This is a genomic window from Iodobacter sp. BJB302 (assembly GCF_002735645.1).
Taxonomy (GTDB): Bacteria; Pseudomonadota; Gammaproteobacteria; order Burkholderiales; family Chitinibacteraceae; genus Iodobacter.
Genome location: NZ_PDZG01000014.1, coordinates 1 through 24,309, shown reverse-complemented (window position 1 = coordinate 24,309; position 24,309 = coordinate 1). Strand labels below are relative to the sequence as shown.

General features: G+C 50.2%; 20 protein-coding genes. 8 read left to right on the top strand and 12 right to left on the bottom strand.

The genetic code is table 11. The annotated features are described in order from the left end of the window. Positions 1-38: 38 nt before the first annotated feature. Positions 39-422 (top strand): nucleoside diphosphate kinase regulator, encoded by a 384-nt coding sequence (gene rnk, locus CSQ88_RS06680; RefSeq protein ID WP_099397371.1) that lies wholly within the window; start codon positions 39-41, stop codon positions 420-422. Positions 423-478: 56 nt separating this feature from the next. On the opposite strand, the gene CSQ88_RS06675 is transcribed toward rnk, so the two are convergent. From CSQ88_RS06675 to CSQ88_RS06620, 11 genes are all read right to left on the bottom strand, one after another. Further along, positions 479-1,681 carry an EAL and HDOD domain-containing protein gene (locus CSQ88_RS06675; protein WP_099397325.1) on the bottom strand — a complete coding sequence of 401 codons (1,203 nt, stop codon included), beginning with the start codon at positions 1,679-1,681 and terminating at the stop codon, positions 479-481. A gap of 101 nt (positions 1,682-1,782) precedes the next feature. Next, entirely contained in the window at positions 1,783-2,625 is an 843-nt protein-coding gene (locus CSQ88_RS06670) for a uracil-DNA glycosylase family protein (RefSeq protein ID WP_099397324.1), read from the bottom strand. Beyond that, positions 2,625-3,074, bottom strand: a complete 450-nt coding sequence (rimI, locus tag CSQ88_RS06665; RefSeq protein WP_099397323.1) for a ribosomal protein S18-alanine N-acetyltransferase — start codon at positions 3,072-3,074, stop codon at positions 2,625-2,627. Before rimI ends, CSQ88_RS06670 begins: the two co-directional genes overlap by 1 nt. Further along, on the bottom strand, positions 3,071-3,751 hold the full coding sequence (tsaB, locus tag CSQ88_RS06660; protein ID WP_099397322.1) for a tRNA (adenosine(37)-N6)-threonylcarbamoyltransferase complex dimerization subunit type 1 TsaB: 681 nt from the start codon (positions 3,749-3,751) through the stop codon (positions 3,071-3,073). The genes rimI and tsaB overlap by 4 nt, the downstream gene beginning before the upstream one ends. Positions 3,752-3,933: 182 nt before the next feature. Further along, the gene (locus CSQ88_RS06655) at positions 3,934-4,146 is read right to left on the bottom strand and encodes a hypothetical protein (protein ID WP_046351320.1); all 213 of its coding nucleotides are present in this window, start codon (positions 4,144-4,146) and stop codon (positions 3,934-3,936) included. 416 nt (positions 4,147-4,562) lie between these two features. After that, positions 4,563-5,381 carry a siderophore-interacting protein gene (locus CSQ88_RS06645; RefSeq protein ID WP_099397320.1) on the bottom strand — a complete coding sequence of 273 codons (819 nt, stop codon included), beginning with the start codon at positions 5,379-5,381 and terminating at the stop codon, positions 4,563-4,565. A gap of 128 nt (positions 5,382-5,509) precedes the next feature. Beyond that, a complete protein-coding gene (locus CSQ88_RS06640; RefSeq protein WP_099397319.1) occupies positions 5,510-6,628 on the bottom strand; it encodes an ABC transporter ATP-binding protein in 1,119 nt (372 codons plus the stop codon). A 92-nt stretch (positions 6,629-6,720) separates the two neighbouring features. After that, complete coding sequence (locus CSQ88_RS06635) at positions 6,721-7,371, bottom strand: ABC transporter permease (protein ID WP_099397318.1); 651 nt, start codon at positions 7,369-7,371, stop codon at positions 6,721-6,723. 1 nt (position 7,372) lies between these two features. Beyond that, the gene (locus CSQ88_RS06630) at positions 7,373-8,251 is read right to left on the bottom strand and encodes a glycine betaine ABC transporter substrate-binding protein (RefSeq protein ID WP_099397317.1); all 879 of its coding nucleotides are present in this window, start codon (positions 8,249-8,251) and stop codon (positions 7,373-7,375) included. 12 nt (positions 8,252-8,263) lie between these two features. Further along, the gene (locus tag CSQ88_RS06625; RefSeq protein WP_099397316.1) at positions 8,264-8,965 is read right to left on the bottom strand and encodes an ABC transporter permease; all 702 of its coding nucleotides are present in this window, start codon (positions 8,963-8,965) and stop codon (positions 8,264-8,266) included. Positions 8,966-9,390: 425 nt separating this feature from the next. Further along, entirely contained in the window at positions 9,391-10,548 is a 1,158-nt protein-coding gene (locus CSQ88_RS06620; protein ID WP_099397315.1) for a benzoate/H(+) symporter BenE family transporter, read from the bottom strand. Positions 10,549-10,746: 198 nt separating this feature from the next. Here CSQ88_RS06620 and CSQ88_RS06615 point away from each other — a divergent pair, with 198 nt between their 5' ends. The 7 genes from CSQ88_RS06615 to CSQ88_RS06585 all read left to right on the top strand — a co-directional run bounded on the left by CSQ88_RS06615 (position 10,747) and on the right by CSQ88_RS06585 (position 22,983). Next, positions 10,747-13,761 (top strand): autotransporter domain-containing protein, encoded by a 3,015-nt coding sequence (locus CSQ88_RS06615; RefSeq protein WP_099397314.1) that lies wholly within the window; start codon positions 10,747-10,749, stop codon positions 13,759-13,761. Between the two features lie 320 nt (positions 13,762-14,081). Next, positions 14,082-14,897: a phytanoyl-CoA dioxygenase family protein gene (locus CSQ88_RS06610; protein WP_180273560.1), complete on the top strand. Its 816-nt coding sequence runs from the start codon at positions 14,082-14,084 to the stop codon at positions 14,895-14,897. A 160-nt stretch (positions 14,898-15,057) separates the two neighbouring features. Next, positions 15,058-16,878 carry a translational GTPase TypA gene (gene typA / locus CSQ88_RS06605; protein WP_099397312.1) on the top strand — a complete coding sequence of 607 codons (1,821 nt, stop codon included), beginning with the start codon at positions 15,058-15,060 and terminating at the stop codon, positions 16,876-16,878. 70 nt (positions 16,879-16,948) lie between these two features. Then, entirely contained in the window at positions 16,949-17,347 is a 399-nt protein-coding gene (locus tag CSQ88_RS06600) for an RNA-binding S4 domain-containing protein (RefSeq protein WP_099397311.1), read from the top strand. A 136-nt stretch (positions 17,348-17,483) separates the two neighbouring features. Then, positions 17,484-18,746, top strand: coding sequence for a diguanylate cyclase (locus CSQ88_RS06595; protein WP_180273559.1), 1,263 nt, complete (start codon positions 17,484-17,486; stop codon positions 18,744-18,746). 181 nt (positions 18,747-18,927) lie between these two features. After that, positions 18,928-20,736, top strand: coding sequence for a M61 family metallopeptidase (locus CSQ88_RS06590; protein WP_099397309.1), 1,809 nt, complete (start codon positions 18,928-18,930; stop codon positions 20,734-20,736). Positions 20,737-20,799: 63 nt separating this feature from the next. Beyond that, on the top strand, positions 20,800-22,983 hold the full coding sequence (locus tag CSQ88_RS06585) for a bifunctional diguanylate cyclase/phosphodiesterase (RefSeq protein WP_180273558.1): 2,184 nt from the start codon (positions 20,800-20,802) through the stop codon (positions 22,981-22,983). Here CSQ88_RS06585 and CSQ88_RS06580 read toward each other — a convergent pair. Continuing rightward, positions 22,971-23,738 carry a PLP-dependent aminotransferase family protein gene (locus CSQ88_RS06580; protein WP_218963021.1) on the bottom strand — a complete coding sequence of 256 codons (768 nt, stop codon included), beginning with the start codon at positions 23,736-23,738 and terminating at the stop codon, positions 22,971-22,973. The two genes, CSQ88_RS06585 and CSQ88_RS06580, sit on opposite strands and share 13 nt — an antisense overlap. Positions 23,739-24,309: the final 571 nt, after the last annotated feature.

Below are 24,309 nucleotides of genomic sequence, written 5' to 3'. Positions count from 1 at the left end.
TATTAATGCCTGTTTTACAGGCGGGCTTGGAGATCTGGATGAGTGCATTGCCCCCCATTACTGTGTCGGTTTTAGATAGTGATCGTCTTTATGCTTTGCTGGATAAATTGCCTGCAGATGCTTTTCCTGATGCGGATGCATTAGAGGCCGAGCTGGGCCGTGCCACGGTACTGGAGCAATCCGATATGCCGGATGATGTGGTGACGATGCACTCTACCGCGCGCTTTTTAATGACGCCGGGCAATAAAGAGTTTGAGCTGACTTTATGTTTCCCACATGAAATTGATGGTACTGCGGGCAAGGTATCCGTGACGGCGCCGGTAGGGAGCGCTTTATTGGGTTTATCTGTGGGCCAAAGTATTGACTGGCCTGCACCGGGTGGTAATGAAGTAAAAGTAAAAATATTAAGTGTTAGCAGGTAATATGAGGTAAACAAAATAACACCGGCATATTTATATATGTGCGGTGTTTTTTTTGCTCAGCCTAATTCATTGGCCCAGCTCATGGCGCTGAGCAGGGTATCAAAATCGCAGGGTATTTCATTATTGATCTGAGGATTGTTATCTTCAGCAAGTAATGCCTGATTGAGTAATTCCCCCAATGCATTGTTTCTGCTTGTGAGCGCATCCCGCACATCATCATTTAAATTAAGGGGTTCAATCAGCTCCTGAAGCGGCGCATTAAAAAGCACATCGATTAAAGAAAACATCCCAACCATAAAGGCCTGATCTGCAAAGCTCTGATCGCGTGGTTTTTTCTTTAATGCGAGCAGCTCCATAAATTTGCCGCGAATTGCCGCGGTTTGAACCAGCGGATTGCTGCCTATGTTTTTTCCGGATTGCTGCACATAGGCCAAAAGATGAATCCAGCGGCCCAGCTGGCGGCGGCCTAATACAGTAATCGCGGCAGCCAAGCTGTCTATTTTCTTGGGTGTGCCCGAGCCGACTGAATTAACGAGCTTAAGTAAATTAATAGTCAGATCAGGGGAATGCTTAAATGATAATTCAATATCGTGATTATCTGCATTGCTATTGATCAGGCCTAATAAACGCAATAAAGCCATTTGTGAGGGCTGGGGTTTGCTGCCCGATAATATGGTTGGTTTGGCAAAGTAATAGCCTTGGAATAAATCAAACCCTAGCTTCATGCAAAGCTGGTGCTGATCGGGGTTATCTACTTTTTCTGCCAGAATTTGCAAAGGATAGGGGCGAAGCTCTTTGATCAGGGCGCTCATTTGCGCGGCCTGCATATCCATGACTTCCAGTTTTGCAAAGCTTAAATGTGGCAGGAGTGATTTTTGTCTTTCATCCAGATGAATGATGTCATCAAGGGCAAGCTTAAAGCCTTTCTTTTTGAGCGCAAGGCAGCGCTCAATAATGGTTGGCGTGATGTCTACGGTTTCCAGAATTTCTAAAACAACTTGTTGTGGCGGGAGTAATTCTAAAACGTCAGACATGAGTAAATCTGCGCTGACATTTATAAAGCCCAGCTTGTCACCCAGCACACTGCTTGCCCCTAATGTGCTGAAAGCATGCTGAATGACGTCCAGAGTGGCCAGAAAATCATCGGGAACGATGGCCTCATTGCGATGGCTGCTGTTTCTGAAGAGTAATTCATAAGCCACCAGCTCTTGCTGGCGGTTAAGAATGGGCTGTCGTCCCAGATGATATGAGTTTTGCATGGCAGTCTGAGCAGAGAGAGGTGAGTACTGCAGTCTAGTTGCTAATTTTTAAGACTGGAGAGATCACTTTTACTTTGTTGCTGCCCAACAAGATAATCGGTTTAAGGCAAGGGCTTGCTGAGCGTGGCTTTCAGCCTGAGCAGGTCATGCCATGCGCGGGATTTATCCGGTAAGTTGCGAAGCAGGTAGCTTGGGTTGTAGCTAACAACCAGCGGAATCTGCTTGTAGTGTTGGAGTTTTTCTCTTAAGACGCTGACCGGCTCGTCGCTTTCCAGCAAAGTTTTAAGCGCAAAGCGGCCAACAACAAATAATGATTTGGGCTGAAGCAGCTCGATCTGGCGTTTTAAAAATGGGGCGCATTGCTCCGCTTCGGCGGCCTGCGGGTTGCGTTTGCCGGGGGTGCGGCATTTTAGAATATTGGCTTTGTAAACCAGCGGGCCTTCGCCAATGGCGGCCAGCATATTGTCCAGCAGCCTGCCTGCCTCAGCCGGAAACGGGGTGAGCTGTGCTTCGTCGTCGTGATCGGGGGCTTCACCCAGTACCATAATATTGGGCTGCATCGGCCCGGTGCCAAATACGGGCTGCTCATTGTTTTTCTGACGGCTCTGGCACAGCGGGCAGGCGGTGCAGCTGCTGACTGCACTCTGCAGCTCATCCCAATTCATTATGGCAATGCGTTTTGAGCGCTCGTCTTCTGGCTTATCGTTAGCAGGAGCGGTGGCTGGCGGGGGTGTGAACTTGGGTGTGCTCACCAGCGGGGCAAGGGCCTGATGTGCTGCGACGGCGACAGGAGACAAGCCTTGCGGGCGTACGGTAGCAACTGGCGCTGCAGCTGGCGCGGCGGGGGCTGCAGCTGCGCGTATTTGCAGCTCAGGCAGGATGGCTGTGCGTACCCATACCGGGTTCAGGCCCAGCTCTTCCAGTATCAGCGCCCGGCGGCTCATCAGGCTTTACTCATCATCATTGCAAAAATCAGGGCGTCTTCCCGGCCCGCACCACTGGCGGCAGGGTAGTAGGCAGGGCGAATGCCAGTTTCGGCAAAGCCTGCTGATTCATAAAAACGCCGGGCTTTGCGGTTGGATTCGCGGACTTCTAAAAACAGGCTTTGAGCACCGTTTTTTGCCAGCTTTTGAGTGAGGGTGTTAAAGATGATTTGCCCAAGGCCTTTTCCTTGCAGTTTGGGCTGCACCGCGATGAGCAGTAATTCGGCCTCATCAACCATTTTCATGGCGACGGCAAAGGCTGCAAGCTCGGTGTTGCCATCAATGCCAAGGCAAACATCGGCTTTTAATGAGTGCTGCCAGTGGCTGATATCCCACGGGTGCGAATTGGTCGCGGCATCCAGCGCCATCAGTTGTGGAATATCGCTGGCATTTAAATCACGCACTTTCATTTTTTAATCCGCTCGTGAGTCTTAAGGGCTACTTTATTGCGCAGGTAGACCAGCTCTGCATCTTGTGCGGCAAGTCCTTTTCCGGCTGAAAGATCGGCCAGAGCCAGTTTCAGAATGTCTTTGGCGTGCGGGAAGCGTTCTGCATTGGCACCGTTGAGCTGAGCGCCAAGGCGCTGCCTGAGCGTTTCGCCATAAGCCGCAAACCCGCTGCCAGCGCCCAGCCAGTTGCTGCCATCTGGCAGCGGTATGCTGTCCGGATCGCTAAGACAAGGCTCGATGATGGTTTGCCAGACGTCTGCTTTCTTGCGGTAAGCCGCGCAATAGACTTGATTCATGCGGGCATCAAGACACACATACACCTGATCGGCATGGCAGCCTTCGGCCAGTGCCGCTAAGGTGGAAACGCCCAGTACCGGCACATTACGTGCAAAGGCGAGGCCCTGGGTAATGCCTGCTGCGATGCGCAGGCCGGTAAATGAGCCGGGGCCATTACCAAAGGCCACGCCTTCGATGTCTTCCATGCTGAGCTGGCATTCTTGCAGCAGGGAGGCAAGCGCAGGAAGAATCATTTCCGCGTGTTTTTGCCCCGCAGGCCAGTCACGGGCAACGATGCCCTCTGCGGTACTGATGGCGAGGGAAAGATATTCGGTCGAGGTGTCGAGTGCTAGATAGGGCATGGGAGGGCAGAAAAACAGATAAGGCCTGATTCTACCATGTGCGCTGGTATTGCAGGCTTTGTGAATAGCGTGCTTAAGGTTAAAAGCACCACTTTGTGTTATTCGGGCTGTTTGCAGCGCCAATGTAAAAAGCCCACGTTGTCGTGGGCTTTTGAATGAACTGCTTAGCTTAGATTACAGAATTAGTGAAATTGCACTTGAATCTGTTGTTTGGCTAAAGCTGCTGCGCTGTTTAAAACGCTGTGCAACTTATTGTCGTGTGCTTGGGGTGCCGCTTGCCAGTCTGTGACTGGTTTTTTTTGCTTGCCGTGACAAACGACGATTTGGTACCAACCTTCCATGCCGGTGTGGCGTGTGGAGGGACGTGCTTCTACGATAAAATCAAATTGTGCCATGATGGCTCCTAGTAAATGGCCATCCAGACATTGGATGGCAAAGCACCAAAAGAAGAGCACCTGGTTCGGGGAGAACTTGCAGAAAAGCTGAGAAGGCTTGCTGGATAGTACTGCTACAAACACATTGCGAATGAAGATATTCGCTTTACAAGGTTATGCTCAATCAAATTAGTGAGGTGATTGTTGCTGTCTTCTTGTGCCTTGTCAATGGTTTTTTCGTTTTTTTGATAAAAAAGTGCAAATTGCAGGGTTTTCTATGTCTTTATTCTGTAATAATTTGTTTTTAAAGCATAAATTATACGGGCTGCATGTTCGTGCAAAGTGTGGCTGGCATGAGAAAACCTGCAAAACAGTTTTTTACTTTCAATTGCTTTTTCTATTTTGACAGGTTTTGATGGTATGCCTGAAGATTGATGTTAATTTTCTGTCAGAACTTCGTCCATGATGCGGTGTCGCTCTTCATGGTAGGCCTCTTCGCTGTGCTGATATTTCCAGTAGGGCACGGCGTAGCAATTGCTTACGCTTAGCTTTTTATTAATACGCAAATATTTACGTATTTGCACCACGGCTTCTGTTTCACCCGCAACAGTCGCGGAGACTGATCCTTGCGGCCAGGGCAGATCAAATACCGCTTGTGGCAGCAGGGCGCCAGGCGTGCTGCTGACCAGCCATACAATATTTACCCCCGCAGGATGGCGCAGAGTGTGCTGATCTGCCTCGCTGGGGATCTCTATAAAAGCAGTGCCAGCGGCATTTTCAGGCAGGGCTTCAAGCACGGTGCTGATTGCAGGCAGGGCAGATAAGTCACCTGCTAATAAGAAATAATCTGCATTCGGATTAAAGCGTGCCGGGCCACTGGGGCCCGCTAATCCAACATCATCGCCTGTTTGAGCATGCTGCGCCCAGTATGAGGCCGGGCCATATTCATCATGAATTACAAAATCAACGGTCAGCGTTTGTTGCACGGCGTCAAAATGGCGAACTGTATAAGTACGTACCACGGGCCGGTTTTGTGCCGGAGGCCAGATTAATCCTTTTGGTCCCGCCGTGGGCAGCGTCAGTGCCTGGCCTCGCTGGGGTAAAAGCAGTTTGATATGTGCGCCAGCACAGTGGCTGGGAAAGCCGTTCAGTTCCGGGCCGCCCAGTGTGAGCCGTTGCAGGTGGGGCGTAAGCCGCAGGCTTTGCATTACTTGCAGTTTACGCGGTGCTTGTTTGGGCGAGGATTCCTGACTCATGGCAGCTCACTTTTTCTACGGATTCTTGAAAAGGCTACATTATCATTAATGATAATTATTATCAATTGCTCGGCAAGAGCTAGTTTTGATTAAAACGACCACCCCGAGTGGGGGTGGTCATATGCTTTTTATAGCGCCGGGGCGCTTAAGTGGCGGGCGATATCGTCTTGCGATATTTCACCTTGGTAATTATTGTCATTATCCACAATCGGCATCCATACGAGGTTGTGCTCGTAAAGTTTAGAAAGAATCACCCGCAAATTATCGCTGGCCTGAGCTGTTACTTCAAAAGGGTGAAGTTTATCGAGGCAAATACCGCTGGCGTTGCGGATTTCCTTGCGGGAGACATAGCCCAGTGGCGTGGCCTTATCGTCAACAATGGTTAGAAAACGCTGCTCGTTGTCGTCCATTAAGCTAAATGCTTCTTTTAAGTCCGTAGAAGGCTGCGCGGTTAAAGTGATTTGACCATCGCAAACTTGGCCAGCATTAATGAGAAGCAGGCGTTTTAAGGTGCGGTCCTGGCCGACAAAAGAGCCTACGAAGTCATTGGCAGGGGAGGCAAGCAGCTGATCTGGCGTGGCATGCTGCACAATCTGCCCCTGGCGGAAGATGGCGATGTTATCGCCCAGCTTAATAGCTTCGTCGATATCGTGGCTGACCATCAGCACGGTTTTATTGAGCTTGCGTTGCATCAGCAAAAACTCATTCTGAATGGATTCGCGGTTGATTGGATCGACCGCACCAAATGGCTCGTCCATCAGGAGCACGGGTGCATCCGCTGCCAGTGCACGGATCACACCGATACGTTGCTGTTGCCCACCCGACATTTCGCGTGGGTAGCGGCTCAGAAAACGATTAGGGTCGAGTGCCACCATATCCATCAGCTCTCTGGCCCGCTCGCGGCTTTTCTTTTTATCCCAGCCCAAAAGGCGCGGCACGATGCAGATGTTTTCTTCGATGGTCATATTTGGGAACAGGCCAATCTGCTGAATCACATAGCCAATCTGGCGGCGCAGGGCTACCACATCCATTTCTTGCGTATCTTGGCCATTAATTAAAATGCGGCCTGAAGTAGGATTAATCAGGCGGTTCACCATTTTAAGCGTGGTGGTTTTACCGCAGCCTGATGGGCCAAGAAAAACGCAAATTTTGCCTTCTTCAACTTGTAAATTAACGTTGTTAACTGCGGTAACGGCTTGGCCATTTTTTTGGGTAAATGTTTTACTTAGATTTTCTAGCTTAATCATGAGCTGGACCCTTGTGAGGTAGTGCTGAATGAGCGAATGGGTGTGCATTGCATCGCCGTAGGGCTGATTGCACTCACGTCGATGGCACGAAATTAGGAGCGGATACCTTTAGGTGTGAGGTAGTGCTGGATACGATTGAGGATCAGGTCCATCACAATGGCGAGCAGGCTAATCATCACAGCGCCAACGATGAGCTGGCGGATGTCGCTCTGGCTAATGCCATGCAAAATCAAGAGGCCAAGGCCGCCTGCGCCAATGGTGCTGGCAATCGCCATCACACCAATATTCATCACCACGGCGGTACGGATACCACCAAAGATAAGTGGTACGGCGAGAGGCAGCTCTACCCAGCACAGGCGCTGAAAAAAGCTCATGCCAAGGCCGCGGCATGATTCGCGAATGCCCGGATCAATTTGCTGCAATGCGGTGTGGGTATTGCGGATAATCGGCAGCAGTGAATATAAAAACACCGCCGAAATTGCCGGTACATAACCGATGCCTTGATTGATCATCGAAAACAGCGGAATCATCAGGCCAAACAGCGCTATGGATGGCGTGGTAAGAATCACCGTGGCAAGGCCTAGCACCCAGGGCGCCAGCGAGGGGAGCCGAACAATCAGCACGCCGATCGGTACGCCTAGCAAAATGGCAAAACCAACGGCAATGGAGACCAGCATCATATGTTCACGGGTTAGTCCCAGAATAATGCTGCTGTTTTCCCAAAAGTAATGAATGATTTCCATCTTAATCTCCTTGTAGTAAGCCCTGATCTTTTAGAAATTGGGCGGCTACTTTTTCAATGCGCTGATGCTCAATATCTACTTTGGCGTTGAGCGTAGAGATGGTGTTGTTGTCGAGCAGGGCAGAGAGCGTATTGAGGGCTTCTTCGAGGCCGGGGTTGGCTGCCAGCACGCTTTTTTCAACCACAGGAGTGGCGGCGTAGCTGGGGAAGAAGTGCAGATCGTCTTCCATAATGATTAAATCAAAGCCTTTGACCCTGCCATCTGTTGCGTAAACCAGCCCCGCTTCAACAAAGCCATCCCGGATGGCGTTGTAAACCAAGCCGGAATTCATTTGCTTCATTTGTGGGCGATCAAGGGTGAGCTGATATTTTTCCTGCATGGGCTTTAGTCCATCGGGGCGGCCCGCAAACTCAATATCCAGTCCCAGTTTCCAATCCTTGTACTGGTTAAATACCCTCGCCATATCGCTCATGCTGCTAATACCTAATTCCTCGGCACGCTTACGCTGCATGGCAAAGGCATAGGTATTGTTCATGGCGGCGGGTTTAAGCCAGACCAGGCCATTAGGGATATCCAACTCCTTTACTTTGTCATAGCTTTGCTCGGGGCTGATCTCGGTGAGTTTGTGGTAAATAATCAGCGCGGTGCCGGTGTAATCCCAGACCATATCGAGCTGTTTATTAATCAGTGCATCACGCATGATGACGCTGGGCAAATCGGTGGTGGTGCTGACTTCAAAGCCTTTACTGATCAGATATTGCTTAGTCATTGCTGAGAGCAAATGTTGCTCGGTAAAGTCTTTGCTGCCCAGCCGAATGGGCGCTGCGCTGGCCAGACTGGCGATCAGCATCAGGCTGACAGAGAGTAAAAATCGTTGCATGACTCGCTCCTTTTAGTTTGATGCACGTATGGCAAAAATCTGGCCAAGGTGGGCAAGGGCTTGATCAAGTATCAGCGCCACAATGGCCGTTGCACCTGCGCCCACTAAGAGCTGGGTTTGGTTATTTAAAAAGATGCCTGGGAAAATCAGCTCACCATAGCTGCTGGCGCCGATCAGGAAGGTTAGCGGTACTGTACCCACATTGATCACCAGGGCCAGACGGACCCCCACCAGAATAACGGGAGCGGCATTGGGCAGCTCCACATACCAAAGGCTTTGTTTGGGCGTCATGCCAAGGCCTTTTGCGGCTTCAAGCAGGGCGGGGGACACACCGCGCAGGCCGCTGTAGGTATTACGAACAATGGGTAGAAGAGAGGCTAAAAAGAGGGCGATAACGGCGGGTTGATCGCCAATTCCGACCAGGACCATGGCTAGAGCCAGTACGGCGAGCGGGGGCAGGGTGTTAGCAATATTAAAAATCTGCAATATGGGCTCGGCGAAGCGTCTGGCTCTGCTCCGGCTGAGCAAAATGCCCGCAGGCAGGCCAACAATCAAGGCTAAGAACATCGAATAGCCAGCAAGGCGAAGATGCTGCTGGCCAAGGTAGATAAGATCGCTTTGGTAGGTTTTTAGCCACATAGGTTGCGACTGAATCAGGGCGAAGATCGCTGCCAAAAAGGCAATGAACAGGCCGCGTTTAAGGTGCACAGACATGTGCTGACTCCTTTCTTGTAGAGCGTAAAAATCCGCTCGCAATGATGAGAGTGACAACTTAAATGTTGAGGGTTGCCTTGCTGAGGGTGTTTGAAGCTTGTTTCACGCTGCAGCAGAAACAAGCGTCATCTCTGCGATTTTGCAAAATCGCAGAGTGAATGCACGGTATGAGGCTGCGATGATGTTGCGCAGTCCTGTGCTTTAACGAGAGTCTTTTAGACCCTGATCACCGCTTTCTGAAGGGTGATTTTTAATAGAGGAGGTGTGTTTTTAGCATGATGCCAAGCAAATTAGCAACGTAAATGTAAGGGAATGTAATTAATTGTTACATTTGTTTTTTGTCGAAATTTCATTCTGATTTGTATTTATTAGCTGCATTGCTGCTGCATTAAAAATCAAACGACATGCATGTAGTACCTTGTTTTTTAGTTATTTTTCATGATGAAAATGGCGGTGGCGCCCGCAATGAGCCCCCAAAATGCCGCGCCAATGCCTAGTAGTGAAACACCTGATAGGGTGACTAAAAATGTGACAAGGGCAGGCTCGCGAATTTTCTCATCGCTCATCGCTGCGCTCAGCCCGTTGGCAATGGTGCCCAGCAGGGCAAGGCCGGCAATCGCCAACACCAGGGCCTTTGGAAACGCGGTAAAGAGCGCCCCGATGGTTGCGCCAAAAACACCCAGTAATAAATAAAAACAACCAGCGGCAATGCTGGCTTTATAGCGCTGAGCGGGGTCTTCATGCGCCTCTTTGCCCATACAAATGGCTGCGGTAATGGCGGCCAAATTGAGCGAGAAGCAGCCAAAGGGCGCAAGGATTAAAGTGGTGATGCCCGTCCAGCTGATTAAAGGTGAAATCGGCGTGTTGTAACCATTGGCCCGAATCACCGCTACTCCTGGCATATTTTGGGATGCCATCGTCACTACAAATAAGGGAACGCCGATGCTGAGCATGGTTTGCCAGTTAAAAACCGGCATCATTAATTCTGGCCTGGCAAAGGCGATCTCTACATCTTTTATGTGTAATAAGTCCTGCCGCGCAGCAATTGCAATGCCCAGCAGTAACACCAGCATGATGGCGTAGCGCGGCCAAAATCTTTTACAGGTTAAATAAGCAATGAACATGGCAAAGACAAGGGCGAACTGGTTTTGCATTTCGGTGAAGATATTTATGCCAAAACGCGCTAAAACCCCTGCCAGCATGGCGGCAGCAATCGGCAGCGGAATTCGCCCCATGATGCGTTCAAACCAGCCTGTGATGCCGCTCAGGGTAATCAGCGCGGCACAAAACATAAATGCCGCAATCGCTTCCCCCATAGGAATGCCCTGCAAACTGCCCGCCAGCAGCGCCGCACCCGGTGTGGACCATGCGGTAACGACTGGGTTTTTATAACGTAGCGATAAACCAATACAGCTGAGCCCCATTCCCATCCCAAGCGCCCACATCCAGGAGGCAAGCTGCCCAGGTGTTGCTCCCGCAGCCGTGGCTGCCTGAAAAACAATCGCGGCGGAGCTGGTAAAACCCACTAAAACCGTGACAAAACCGGCGGTTAAAAGCGGCAGGGGGCTGGAGGTTTGTCGCATGGCTTTCACTCAAAAAGAGGGAGAGCATGGATCATGCCGCCGGGCGGGGTGTTTGACCAGAAAAGATGGGGGGAAACGCTGGTGTTGCAAATTTTAGACTGAAATTTGAAAAAATTGCACCTCGCATATGATAGTTGGCTAATATGCGGCTCCGCTCGATTTGGGTAGCGGAAAATCATCACAATTAATGAGTATTTTATGACTTCCCCATTACGGCAATTCTCTGCCGCCTTGCTGTGTTTTGCTCTTTTTTTTCTGCCCGTGAAAGCTTGGGCCATGCAAATTTTTGTAAAGACGCTGACAAGTAAAACCATCACGCTTGATGTTGAAGCCAGTGATTCAATCGAAAATGTAAAAGCCAAAATTCAGGATAAAGAGGGCATTCCGCCCGATCAGCAAATTTTGAAATTTGCCGGTCTGGAGCTGGAAGAAGGCCGCACTTTATCTGATTACAATATTCAGAAAGAATCGACGCTTATTTTATCTTTGCCTCCAGCGCCAGCGCCAGCGGCAACAGGCTCGCTGACTTTTGCGCTTTCGGGCAAGGTCAGCGTGGTCGTGGGAAACACCTTTAATAACGCCGCTGTACCTTCATTAAGCGGGGGCGGCTATGGCGCTGTGATCTACAGTAGTGATAATCCGGCGCTTGCATCGGTTGATGCTGCAGGGCAAGTGACCGCGCATCGTGAGGGCCAGGTGGTGATTACGGCCAGCCAGATGGCTGTTGCGGGGATCAATACGGCAGTCAGCCAGTCTTATACATTAGATGTTCAGCCGCTGCCGGTGCCCGCCCTGACCTTTGCTGTTACCGATAAGGCCAGCGTATTGGCGGGCCGCCTGTTTCATAATGCAGCGATTTCCAGCTTAAGCGGCGGCCGCTACGGGATGATTTCTTATCAGAGCGCAAACACTGATATTGCCACGGTGGATGCCAGCAGCGGTGCCGTGACTGCGCTTCGTGCCGGAAACACCGTCATCACCGCAAGCCAGGCCGCGGTGGCCGGAGTCAATGCACAGGCGGTGCAGTCTTATGTACTGACTGTTGCTCCCCTGCCTGTTGCCACATTGACCTTCGCCATACCGGGCGCGGCCTCAGTCGTGCAGGGCCAGACTCTGCTGAACAGGGCCACTTCAAACGGCGAAGGCGTGATCAGCTATCAGAGTGCCAATCCTGACATCGCAACAGTGAACGCCAGCACGGGAGAGGTGAATGCGCTGGCTGCGGGCGTTGTGGTGATTACTGCAAGCCAAGCGGCGGTGCCGGGGGTGAGTGCAGCAACCGCACAAAGTTACACCCTGACTGTGACGCTGCGCCCGGTTTTGACCTTTGCTAGCCCGGATGCCGCCACTGTGGTGCTGGGTGGCACGTTTAAAAATGTGGCTAGGTCATCGGCCGCTGCCGCTGAGATTTCATACCGCAGTGCTCGCCCTGATATCGCAACGGTTGATCCTGTGAGTGGAGAGGTCGCCCCCGTTCGTGCCGGAACCGTTGTGATTACGGCGGCCCAGGCGGCTGTGCCGGGTGTCAGTGCCGCCGCCGAGCAGAGTTACCTTCTGACGGTTAAGCCGATTCCTGAAGTATCTAAAGTAGTTCAGGCGGTGGTGCAAAGTAATAGCAGCCAGAACACCATTGCTCTTGTGAGTGGTGTGGGTGTGGTTCGCAGTATTGAGCTGCTGAGCCAGCCACAGCATGGTGTGTTAACGATCAGCAGGGGCGCGGGCAGCGCAGAAGGCGGCATTGTTCCCACCCTTCGTTATACCCCGCATGCCGCTTATGCGGGTGCCGATCAGTTTACTTATTTGCTCAGTGATTTTCAGGGCGGCGTCACCGTGGTGTCTGTTGCCTTGCAAGTGAATCCGCCACCGCCGGTTTTAAAAAACCTTGTGGCAAGCAGTACTTCGGGAACGCCCGTTTTAGTGGATGCAGGGGCTGAGGCCAGTGGCGGGCCGTTTACTTCACTGACTTTACAGTCGCAGCCTGCGCACTGCCGTGTTGAGGTGCAGGGCACCCGCTTGCTGATTACACCTGATGCGCAATTCACGGGTGTGTTGTTAGTTGATTATCTGCTGAGCAATGGTTATGGCTCCTCGCCCGGGCAGCTGACAGTGAATGTGGCGGCACGGATTGACCCGGCAAAAGATCAGGAAGTATTGGGCTTGCTGGCCGCGCAGGCGGATGCGGTTCGCCGTATGGCAAGCACTCAGCTGGGCCATTTTAACCGCCGCCTTGAGCGCTTACACAATCAGACGGGAAATGAGTTTGATGTGGCCATCAGGCATAAGTCGCTGAATGTTACGCCTTACTTAAAAGCGGCTGCAGATACCTGCGCTTTAAGCGTGGCTCAGGAAGACGGTAAAGAGGCTTGTGCAGAGCAATCTTCTGCCAGAGAGCAAACCGCATTCTGGCTGGCTGGTTCAGTGGGGTTTGGGCAGCAAAATGAGGCGGATATTCGCTTTCAGAGCGACAGCATCAGCATGGGGGCCGATTTTCAGCTGAATGAGCAGTTAACCGCGGGGCTGGGTGCTGGTTTTAATGTGGAGCGCAGTGAGCCTGGCCGTCAGGGTAGCCTGAGTAAGCATCGTGGCCGGGTATTGGCTGTGTATGGCTCTTTACGCCCCGGCAGCAATATATTTATTGATGGCGTTGCTGCATATGGTCAGCTGGATTTCGAGCTGAATCGCTATATCACGGCAACAGGCAGTATGGCCAATGGTCAGCGTGATGGTGAGCAGGCTTTTGGCTCGCTTTCGGCAGGCTATGAATACCGGGATGAGGCGCTGATGATCTCGCCTTATGGCCGGCTGGAGCTGATGTCGTCTAAATTGGCCGCATATAACGAGTCCGCTGCGGGCCGCCAGGGTTTAAGTTTTGATGCGCAAACCATCCGCATGTTTACCGCTAAAGCAGGCGTGCAGGGTGAGCGGCGCTTTCAGTGGGGCACAGCTAAGCTGCTGCCGCGTTTTAAGCTTGAATATCAGCGCCGTTTTGAAGCGGCTGATGAGGCCGGGATTCGTTATGGCGATTTAGGCCAGGCCGGCCAGCGCTATGCCGCCGCATTGGGCTCAGCCAGCCAGCATCAGGGCCTGATTGAGCTTGGAAACCGTTTTGTGCTCACAAAAAATATGGATTTAAATTTTTCTTATGGCCGTTTGCTGAATCGCCAGCAGGGGGATGAGCAAACACTAAGCCTTGATGCTGTATTCAGGTTTTAGTTGCCTGTCAGAGGCATTCTGAGGGGCCGGATTGATTGCACAGGCAATTAATCCGGCCCCTTGGTGTTTGGATTGACCAAACGCGGCTAAATTCCAGCGTTTCCTGATTGGCTGGGCCTGCTTTATGAAGGGCTTCATTTTTAATTAATTAAATAGCAAGTATGTTGGCGTAAGTAGCTATTTATTCCATTAAGAAAGCTGATCTGAATCAATATCTGCAGGGTTGTTAGGGATTTCCAAGGTATGAAACCCTGTGGCTGCGCGGGACGCAGCTAAATGAGGACTGTTACAATTTAACTTTATTTGCCGGAGTCACGGCCTTGCTTGCTGAATTTTGTCTGCCTGTTGATTTTGCCCAGTTGCGTAAACGCTTTAAGGCAGATGGCGTGGTGCTGTTACGTGGCTTTGTCTCTGGCGCGCGTGTTAATAAAATTCGTACAGTGGCCATGGCCGCAGTAGAGCAGCGCCTGCCTCCGTTTGAGCTGGAGGCCGAGCTGGGCTACCCCGGTGCGCCTGCCTCGGCAGGGGGTGAAGGCGGCGGCACAATAAGGCGTTTAAGAAATATGGCCGGGCGGGACCCTGTGTTTGCAGAGTGGGCAGGGGATGCTCAGCTGCTTTCGCTGATGAGTGCTTTGCTGGATACACCTCACATCACTCTCACTCAGGCGCATCACAATAGTTTAATGAGTAAGCAGCCCAGCTTTAGCAGCGATACACGCTGGCACCGCGATGTGCGCTACTGGCGCTTTGAGCTGCCAGAGTTAGTTTCTGCATGGTTGTCTTTAGGTAAAGAAACCACTGAAAACGGAGGCTTGGGCTTTATTGCCGGATCGCATCGGGTTGATTTTCCTGAGGATGCTTATGACGAGCGTGAGTTCTTAATGGCTGATCACCCTGAAGCCGCGCCTTGGGTGGATCTTGCCGTGTTCCCGGATCTGGAAGCGGGTGATGTTGTGTTGTTTGATGCGCGCACTTTTCATGCCGCCAGCAGAAATCGTACGGCTGATACTAAATACTCTTTGGTGTACAGCTATCACGCCAGCAACAATCTGCCTCAGGCTGGTTCGCGTTCTGCAAGCCTGCCAGGGCTTGCTTTTCATGTGGCAGAGCAGCAATTTGAGGCCGTAAATTTGTAAGAAAGAGTGGTTTTTCTGCAGAAAATCCGGAGTGTGGAAATATTTCAGACCAGTAATCGCCTGATTTATATGAATTATTTCCTAATGCGTCGGAACTTAGTCGCGAAATTCACTTCGCGTGGTACAATCGCGCACTTTTTTAAAATCTGCAGCCCAGACAATGACAACCCGCGCCATTCGTAATATTGCAATTATTGCCCACGTTGACCACGGTAAGACTACCCTCGTTGACAAACTCCTCCGCCAATCCGGCACCTTCCGCGACAACCAGCAAGTTGCTGAGCGCGTGATGGACAGTAATGATATCGAAAAAGAGCGCGGTATCACGATTCTGGCTAAAAACACCGCCCTTGAATACGAAGGCTACCATATCAATGTGGTTGACACTCCAGGCCACGCCGATTTCGGTGGTGAAGTGGAGCGTGTTCTGGGTATGGTTGACGGCGTATTGTTGCTCGTTGATGCCGTTGATGGCCCGATGCCACAAACACGCTTCGTAACTAAAAAAGCTTTGGCACTTGGTCTGAAGCCTATTGTAGTTATCAATAAAGTTGACCGTCCTGGCGCACGTCCGGACTGGGTTGTAGACCAGACTTTCGATTTGTTCGATAAGCTCGGCGCAACTGATGAACAACTTGATTTCCCGGTTATCTACGCATCTGCACTGAATGGCTACGCTAAGCTCGAGCTCGAAACCGAGACCGATAATATGCGTGCGCTGTTTGATACCGTACTGAGCCATGTTCATGCTCCTGCTGGCGATCCTGAAGCGCCATTGCAACTGCAAATTTCTGCGCTGGATTACTCCACATACACCGGTCGTCTTGGGATTGGCCGTGTATTGAACGGTCGTATCAAGCCAGGTCAAGCTGTTGTTGTAATGAACCACGAAAACCAAGTGGGTCAGGGCCGTATCAACCAAGTATTGGGTTTCCAAGGTCTGGAACGCATCCAAGTTGAAGAAGCTCAGGCTGGCGACATCATTATTATTTCTGGTCTAGATGAGATCGGTATTGGTGTAACCATCTGTGATAAAGAGCAGCCAGTAGGCATGCCTATGCTGACGATTGATGAGCCAACACTGACCATGGACTTTATGGTGAACACTTCACCATTAGCCGGTACTGAAGGTAAATTCGTTACCAGCCGTCAAATTCGTGACCGCCTGACTAAAGAATTGCTGACTAACGTGGCTCTGAAAGTTGAAGAAACTGAAGATGCTGATATCTTCCGCGTGTCTGGCCGTGGTGAATTGCACCTGACTATTCTGCTGGAAAACATGCGTCGTGAAGGGTTTGAAATGGCCGTGGCTAAACCACGTGTTGTTTACAAAGACATTGATGGCGTTAAATGCGAGCCTTATGAAAATCTGTCTATCGACCTTGAAGATGAACACCAAGGTGCGGTAATGGAAGAAATTGGTCGCCGCCGTGGTGAGTTGACCAATATGGAATCCGATGGCAATGGCCGTACCCGTCTGGAATACCATATTCCAGCGCGTGGCCTGATTGGCTTCCAAGGCGATTTCATGACCATGACTCGCGGTACCGGCCTGATTGGCCACGTGTTTGATGACTACGCACCGGCTAAAGCCGACATGCCAGGCCGTCATAACGGTGTATTGGTTTCACAAGAAAATGGTGAAGCTGTTGCCTACGCATTGTGGAAGCTGGAAGACCGTGGTCGTATGTTTGTAGCCCCAGGCGACAAATTGTACGAAGGCATGGTAATCGGTATTCACACACGTGATAACGATCTGGTCGTTAACCCGGTTAAGGGTAAGCAACTGACTAACGTTCGCGCTTCCGGTACTGATGAAGCGGTTCGTTTGACTACAGCGATCAAAATGACGCTGGAATCAGCTGTTGAGTTTATTGATGACGATGAATTGGTTGAAATCACACCAACAAGCATCCGTATTCGTAAGCGTTACTTAAACGAAACAGAACGTCGTCGTCACTTTAAAGCTAAAACACACTAAGCTTTTATTCCGGTTTTCGGGATACACAACACCCCGCTGATGCGGGGTGTTTTTGTTTCAGGAGCATCAAATGGATAGCGGTGTTCGTATCGATAAATGGCTGTGGGCTGCCCGTTTTTTTAAGACGCGCTCTCTCGCCAGTGCAGCAATTGACGCTGGCCATGTGCATTTAAATCAGCAAAGAGTTAAACCTGCCCGACTGCTTAAAGTGGGCGATACTTTGCGTGTGCGTACAGAGCAGGGCGAGTATGAAATCGCTGTGCTTACACTCTCTGAGCAGCGCGGCCCCGCACCGGCGGCACGTATGCTTTATCAGGAAAACGCAGAAAGTATGCTGAAGCGTGAACGGGATAAAGAGGCTCGTCAGCTTGCTCCAAGGTTTGAGCATCCGGCGGGGGAAGGGCGGCCAAGTAAAAAATGGCGGCGGCAATTACATCAGTTTGAACAAAAAAATAGTATGGGTGAATAGAGCGCTCTGACAAATAGCTGAAGACTGATATTCTGAAGGCTATGTTTTTGCCCCGCTGCAGCTAAAAGCCCGCGAGATGCTGTTTTTGCGCTTATATTTGCAGAGGACTGATTTTAATAAACACCAGGCTGTCGATATGAATTCGGATCAAAAAAAACCAATTGTGTATTTATCTGCCCAGCAGATTCAGGGAAGTGCCGAATTAGCAAAACAGCTGACTTTTTTTGGTTTTGAATGCCGCTCTTATATGAAGCAGAGTGCCTTGCTGGCGGCCATGCATACAGAGCCGCCATTTGCAGTATTGCTTGGAGAGGAAGGGCTGGAAGATGGCTCTGCAGAGCAAATATTGCCCCGCCTGCAGAAGCTGTCCCGCGGGCCGGTTTTATTTCTGACTTCTGAGCTCACCGTCGTAGAGCAAATTCATTATGTGAAATTGGGCGTTACTGATTTTGTTTATATTCCGCTTGATATTCAAAAGCTTATTGACCGTCTTGATGTTTTGCTGGAAAAAACACAAAACACCCCTTACCGTGTGCTGATCGTGGATGATTCCGAAGCAATGGGTAAAGCAAGTGGCAATATTCTGCAGCAGGCCGATATGCAGGTTCAGCAGATTAAAAATCCATTGGATGTATTTGTCTCGCTTGAGCGGTTTATGCCCGACATTGTGCTGATGGATGTATATATGCCTCAGTGCTCTGGCGATGAAATGGCAAAAGTTATCCGCCAGCAAACTCAGTTTGATAGTGTTCCCATCGTTTTTTTATCTACAGAAACAAATAGAAATAAGCAATTAATGGCGCGCAGTATGGGCGGCGATGATTTTTGGGTGAAGAATATGCCGGCTGAAGAGCTGGTGGCGTCAGTAGCGATGACCTGTGCGCGCTATCGCTCATTACGGCGCTGGATGAGTTGTGATAGTCTTACGGCATTGTTAAACCATACGCATATTATTGAATGGCTGGAGCGGGAAGTAAAACGTTCGCAAAAAGAAGCGCTTTCTTTGTCTTTTGCCATGGTTGATATTGATCATTTTAAAAAAATTAATGATAGTTACGGCCATGCTGCCGGTGATAAAGTGATTAAAATTCTGGCGCGTTTATTACGGCAGTCCATTAATGGCGAAGGGGCTGTAGGTCGATATGGCGGCGAAGAGTTTTCGGTGGTTTTTTCAGAAACCAGTATGATTCGTGCAGCGCAAAAAATTGATAATTGGCGGCTTCGTTTTACTGAGCTGATTCAATTATCAGGCGATATTCAATTTCCAGTCACATTCAGCGCGGGCGTTGCCATTTTAAAAAATGGCATGGATGCGCAGCAATTAATTGATGCCGCTGATAAGGCGCTTTATCAGGCCAAGCATGCAGGGCGTAATCAGGTTGGTTTATATCAGGGCTGATTTTCTATCTATCATCAGTGCTTAAAATAATGTATTCACTGCCTTTGTTCTATCCCTATCATCTTTCTGGAGAGGCTTATGGGTGCATTTATGCCGGGGTGCTGCATCGCCAGGTTTGTTTAAAGGCGTAAATGGCACAGTGTAATTGCTGTTTTTATCGACTTTTGCTCAAAGATAATCCATGACAATATCTTATAAAATTTCACCTGCGTATTTGCACGCACATCTTTTTCATGTTTCTGTTTCTATTAAAAATCCAGATCCGGCAGGGCAGTGTGTCTATTTGCCTGCCTGGATTCCTGGTAGTTATTTAATTCGGGAATTTGCCAGAAATATTGTTGAAATCAGGGCTGAATCAGCAGGTAAAACGCTGGCGCTGACTAAAAGCGATAAGCATAGCTGGCAGGCGGAGCCTGTGAATGGCCCATTAGAAATTCACTACAGTGTATATGCATGGGATTTATCGGTCAGAGGGGCGTATTTAGATCAGACACGGGGCTTTTTTAATGGCACTAGTGTTTTTCTGGCGGTGAAAGGGCAGGAAAAAAACAGCTGCAATGTAGAAATCATTGCCCCGGAAGGAAAAGAATATAAAAACTGGAAAATAGCCACGACGCTGCCCGCGCATGGCGCTAAACAGGGGCAGTTTGGCCGCTATCAGGCGGCAGATTACGATGAACTGATTGATCATCCGGTAGAAATGGGTGAATTCAGCCAAATCAGTTTTAAAGCCTGCGGCATTCCCCACGATATTGTGATTGCCGGGCGGCATAATGCTGATTTAAAGCGTTTGAAAAAAGATTTAAAACAAATTTGCGAATACCAGATTCGTTTGTTTGGCGAGCCTGCGCCTTTTGACCGCTATTTGTTTATGACTATGGCGCTGGGTGATGGTTATGGTGGATTAGAGCATCGCTCATCCACCGCGCTGATGTGCAATCGCGATGATTTGCCATTTGTGCATGAAACACAAATTAAAACGGGCTATCGCCAGTTTCTGGGGCTGTGCAGTCATGAGTATTTTCACAGCTGGAATGTCAAAAGAATCAAACCGGCAGCCTATGCGCCCTATGATTTAAGTCAGGAAAATTACACACGTTTATTGTGGGCTTTTGAAGGGGTTACTTCTTATTACGATGATTTAACGCTGGTGCGCACAGGTTTAATCAGCCCGCAGGAGTATTTGGATTTATTGGCACAAACCGTGACCGGTGTGCAAAGAAGTCACGGCCGGACCAAACAAACTTTGGCCGAATCCAGCTTTGATACTTGGGTGAAATTTTATCGCCAGGATGAAAACAGCCCCAATAGTCTGGTCAGCTATTACGCCAAGGGCGCATTAACAGCACTTTGCCTTGATTTACTGATTCGCCAGCAAACATCGGGGCAGAAATCGCTTGATGATGTGATGCGGGCGCTCTGGCTGCGTTATGGCAAAGATTTTGCCACTCACGGCGAAGGTGTGGCAGAGGAGGCGTGGGAAGCGCTGGCCAGTGAAGTGAGTGGGCTGGATTTAAAACCTTTTTTTGATCTGGCGATACGCTCAACAGACGAGCTGCCTCTGCAGGCTTTACTGGCCGATTTTGGTGTGGACTGGCAATTGCGTGCGGCCGTGGGAGCTGCGGACAAAGGCGGCTGGCTGGATAAAGAATTGCAAGCGGTAAACAGCCTTGGCGTGCGTACCAGTATTGAAGGGAGCTTTGTAAAGTTAAGTCATGTGCTGGATGGTGGTGCGGCGCAACAGTCGGGCTTGTCGGCAGGCGATTTATTGATTGCAATGAATCACTTACGTGTGACCAGCGGTAATTTGGATGGCTTGCTGGCCAGCCAGCCGACTAATGGCAAAGTAGAAGTTTTAGCCTTTCGCCGCGATGAATTGATGCAGTTTAATGTGCATTTGCAGCATGCTGAAGCAAATACTTGTGGCCTGAGGCTTAAACCACTAGAGGGTAACTTAAGTATTACACGAAACGCATGGCTGAAAGGGTAATATTCTGATATTGCCTTGCTAAGATCTGACTGCTATCACGTTGGAATGACAAGGATTATAAATATGTCGTTTCATATGATGGCTCAATCGATTCTGCGTTGGTTTCGTCAGCTAAGCAGTGCCCGGATTAAAATTTTACTGGTGCTGCTGGTGCTCAACCTGCTGCTTATGGTGGTCTTTACATTACTCATGCAATGGGTGATGTGTAATGGGGTGCGCCGCGATGCAGATACACGCTTGTCTGCTGCGGTGCGTACCCTCCCTATGCTTTTGCCTGCTGATTATCTTCCCCGTGCCCTGTCGGGTGCCGTAATTACTCAGGATGAATATCTGAGCCATGTGGCCAGCCTGAATCGTTATTGTCAGGTTGCGGGCTTGCGCTATCTTTACGCATTCAAGCGTGAGGGTGACAAAGTCTCGTATTTGGTGGATAGCGCTTCGCCTGCTGAGCTTGTAAAGGGCAGTTACGGGTCTTATCAGACTTTCTACGCTGATCCCGGCGGAAATGCCTTAGCCGCTTTAAAAGATGGTTTACCACGCACGGTTACTTTGCATGATGCCTGGGGTGAATTCCGCACCTTCTTGCTGCCGGTTCAGTTTGCCGATGGCTCTTATTACTTACTGGCCGCAGATATTGATAATCAGCTCTTTAATGAAGCGCTCGCCCAGGCCCGCTGGCAGGCGCTCTGGATGGGGCTTGTTTTGTTTGCTGTGGCGTGTGCCGTATGTTTTGTGGTTGCACATCATTTTTCTGCGCCACTTGCGACTTTATCAAGGGCGGTGCGCAGAATGGCCTCAGGTGATTTTGGCGTACGGATTCATGCGGGCAGGCAGGATGAGCTGGGCAGCCTTGCGCGGGCATTTAATGCTTTGGGTGAGCTGGTTTTAGCCAGAGATAAGTCCTTGCGTGAGCTGGCTTTTGTGGATTCATTGTCTGGCCTTGCCAATCGGGCAGGGTTTTTATTGTATGTGGAGGAGCATTTGCGCCCCGGAAGTGGTGCTTATGCCTTGGTTGTTCTGAATGTAAATAATTTTCACTTTATTAATGAATATCTCGGATATCAGGATGGGGATACGGCGCTGCGCTTTGTTGCGGGGCGTCTGAATCTTTTTCAGCGTCCCGTTACAAAGGTGGCCCGCTTGGGAGGGAATACCTTTGCTTTGTTGCTGGAACGGGTTTTGCACGACGATGTGCTCAAAGTGCTGGAGCGGGTTGATATCTGCATGGCGGAGCCGCTGCTGATCGGCAAAGAGCGCCTGGATATCAGCGCAACCTCGGGGGTGGCCTTGTTTCCCGAGCATGGATTCAGCGCCGACAGCCTGCTGCGCAATGCGGAAGTGGCGCTGTGTGATGCAAAAAGAGCCAGGCGTAGCTTTGCATTTTATGATCCCGAGCAAGAGGCCTATTCGCGTAATCAGCTTACCTTAATGGGGGATTTGCGCGAGGCACTGGCAGAGGGGCATTTACTGGTTTATTACCAGCCCAAAGTAAAAATGGTTGATGGCGTGGTCCATGAGGCCGAGGCCCTTGTGCGCTGGCAGCATCCGGAGCGCGGGTTTATTTCGCCCGGCGTATTTATTCCTTTTGCAGAGCAAACGGGCAAATTGCGGGCGATTACAGAATGGGTTGTTCATGATGTGCTTAACCAGGCCGCGGCGTGGCTGAATGAAGGGCTGGCGCTTTGTATTTCGGTTAATGTGGGTGTCAGTGATGTGGAAGACGCAAGTTTTGTGTCTTTTTTGGAAGGGGAGCTGGCCGGTAGCCAGGTGCCGCCACAGAGTTTATGCCTGGAAATTACCGAAACGGGCGTGATGCGTAACCCCAAGGAGTTAATGCGTAATTTAGAATATTTACGTGCCATGGGCGTTAAATTGTCGATTGATGACTTTGGTACGGGCTATTCCTCTTTTGCCTACTTAGCCAAAATGCCGGTTCATGAATTAAAAATTGATCAGAGTTTTGTGATGTCGATGAATGAGCGCTTCGAAAATGTCTCTATTGTGCGATCGATTATTGAGCTGGGGCATATTCTGGGTTTGTCTGTGATTGCTGAAGGGGTGGAAACTGAAGCCGTATGGCAGGCGCTGGCCGTTATGGGCTGCGATGAGGCTCAGGGCTATCTGATTGCGGCCCCTATGCCTGCCAAAGCGTTTTCGCTCTGGTGCCGGTCTGATTCAAGGCTGCATTTGCCGATTCCATTACCCAATATGGCTGAGGGTAATTATACGGCCCGTCATTTCTCCTGATAGCTTTTGATCAATGCTTCACTTGCCCTGATGATTTGTTCGTTACTCAATGAGGCGTAGCCCATCAGCCAGCCTTCAATTTTTGCCTCTTCCTGATAAAAGGCCGATAAAGGTCTGAGTGCTAAACCTGCTGTTGTTCCGCTTGCCGTCCACGGCTTTTCTAAGCCATTGGGAAGTTGCAATGCAAATTGCAAACCCGCTGCCGTGTTGATGGGGTGGATGACATCAGATATGGGCTGCAGTTTTTCCAGCAGCAAATCCCGGCGGCTGCGGTAAAGCAGGCGCATATGACGTAAATGGGTGGCAAAGTGGCCCTGCGATATAAAGTCTGCCGTAACAGCCTGCAAAAATTGCGCGCTATGCCCGTCAAATGCAATTCTTGCGGTAGTAAACGCATGGACTAAGGCGGGGGGCAAGACGATATAGGCGAGGCGCAGGGAGGGGAACAAGACCTTGCTGAAGGTGCCCACATAAATCACTCGCCCCTGCTGATCCAGCCCCTGTAGCGCAGGCAGCGGGCGCTGATCGTAATAAAATTCACTATCGTAATCATCCTCAATAATCCACGCCTGATGCGCCGCAGCTTGAGCAATCAGCGCCATTCGCCTGGGCAAGCTCATGGCGATGCCGAGCGGATATTGATGCGATGGGGTGGTGTAAATCAGCCGGGGCGCGGCCAGTGTCTGGCTGATATCGGTGTTAAAACCTTCCTGATCAACCGGCACCGGCACAATTTGCGCGCCCGCCGCCAACATGGCGTTTCTGGCGCCTAAATACTGTGTAATTGCAAGTATAGAAAAATGGACAAGCCAATTTACTTGCTAATATTGAAAATTTATCTTTGCTGTCTGTCCATCGTTGTTCAGTAAAAAAAGGACAACCTGCAGCCTAAACAACTGGTTTTGTCCATTTTAAATATTGATGTTTGCCTCTCACCTAGCACCCAATAATTACAATATTGGCAGTTGCAGCACGTTGAGCTGATGTTCTTCAAGCAAGGCTTCGTGGCAACCTGGACTAATAATTACAACATGCCACGTAACTGTCTGGGTTCAACGGCTCGCCCCTTACTTGCGAATGAGTGGTTCGCAGTTCGGCTGTACATGGAAAATCCACATACGAAGAAACTCACCTTTATACAAATCGTTAAAGGCGGGAGCCATCTCGCTTGGGGTGAGTTGGGGTGTGAGGCGAACGATACCCCCCTGTGTCAGGATAGTTGAGATACTCCCTTTTCAGGGATTCTAACTTACTCAGGGGGCTGGTTACTTATCATGTCGCGTATTCCCAAGGCTCGTAAAGATGCCATTTTAAGCAAAATGCTTG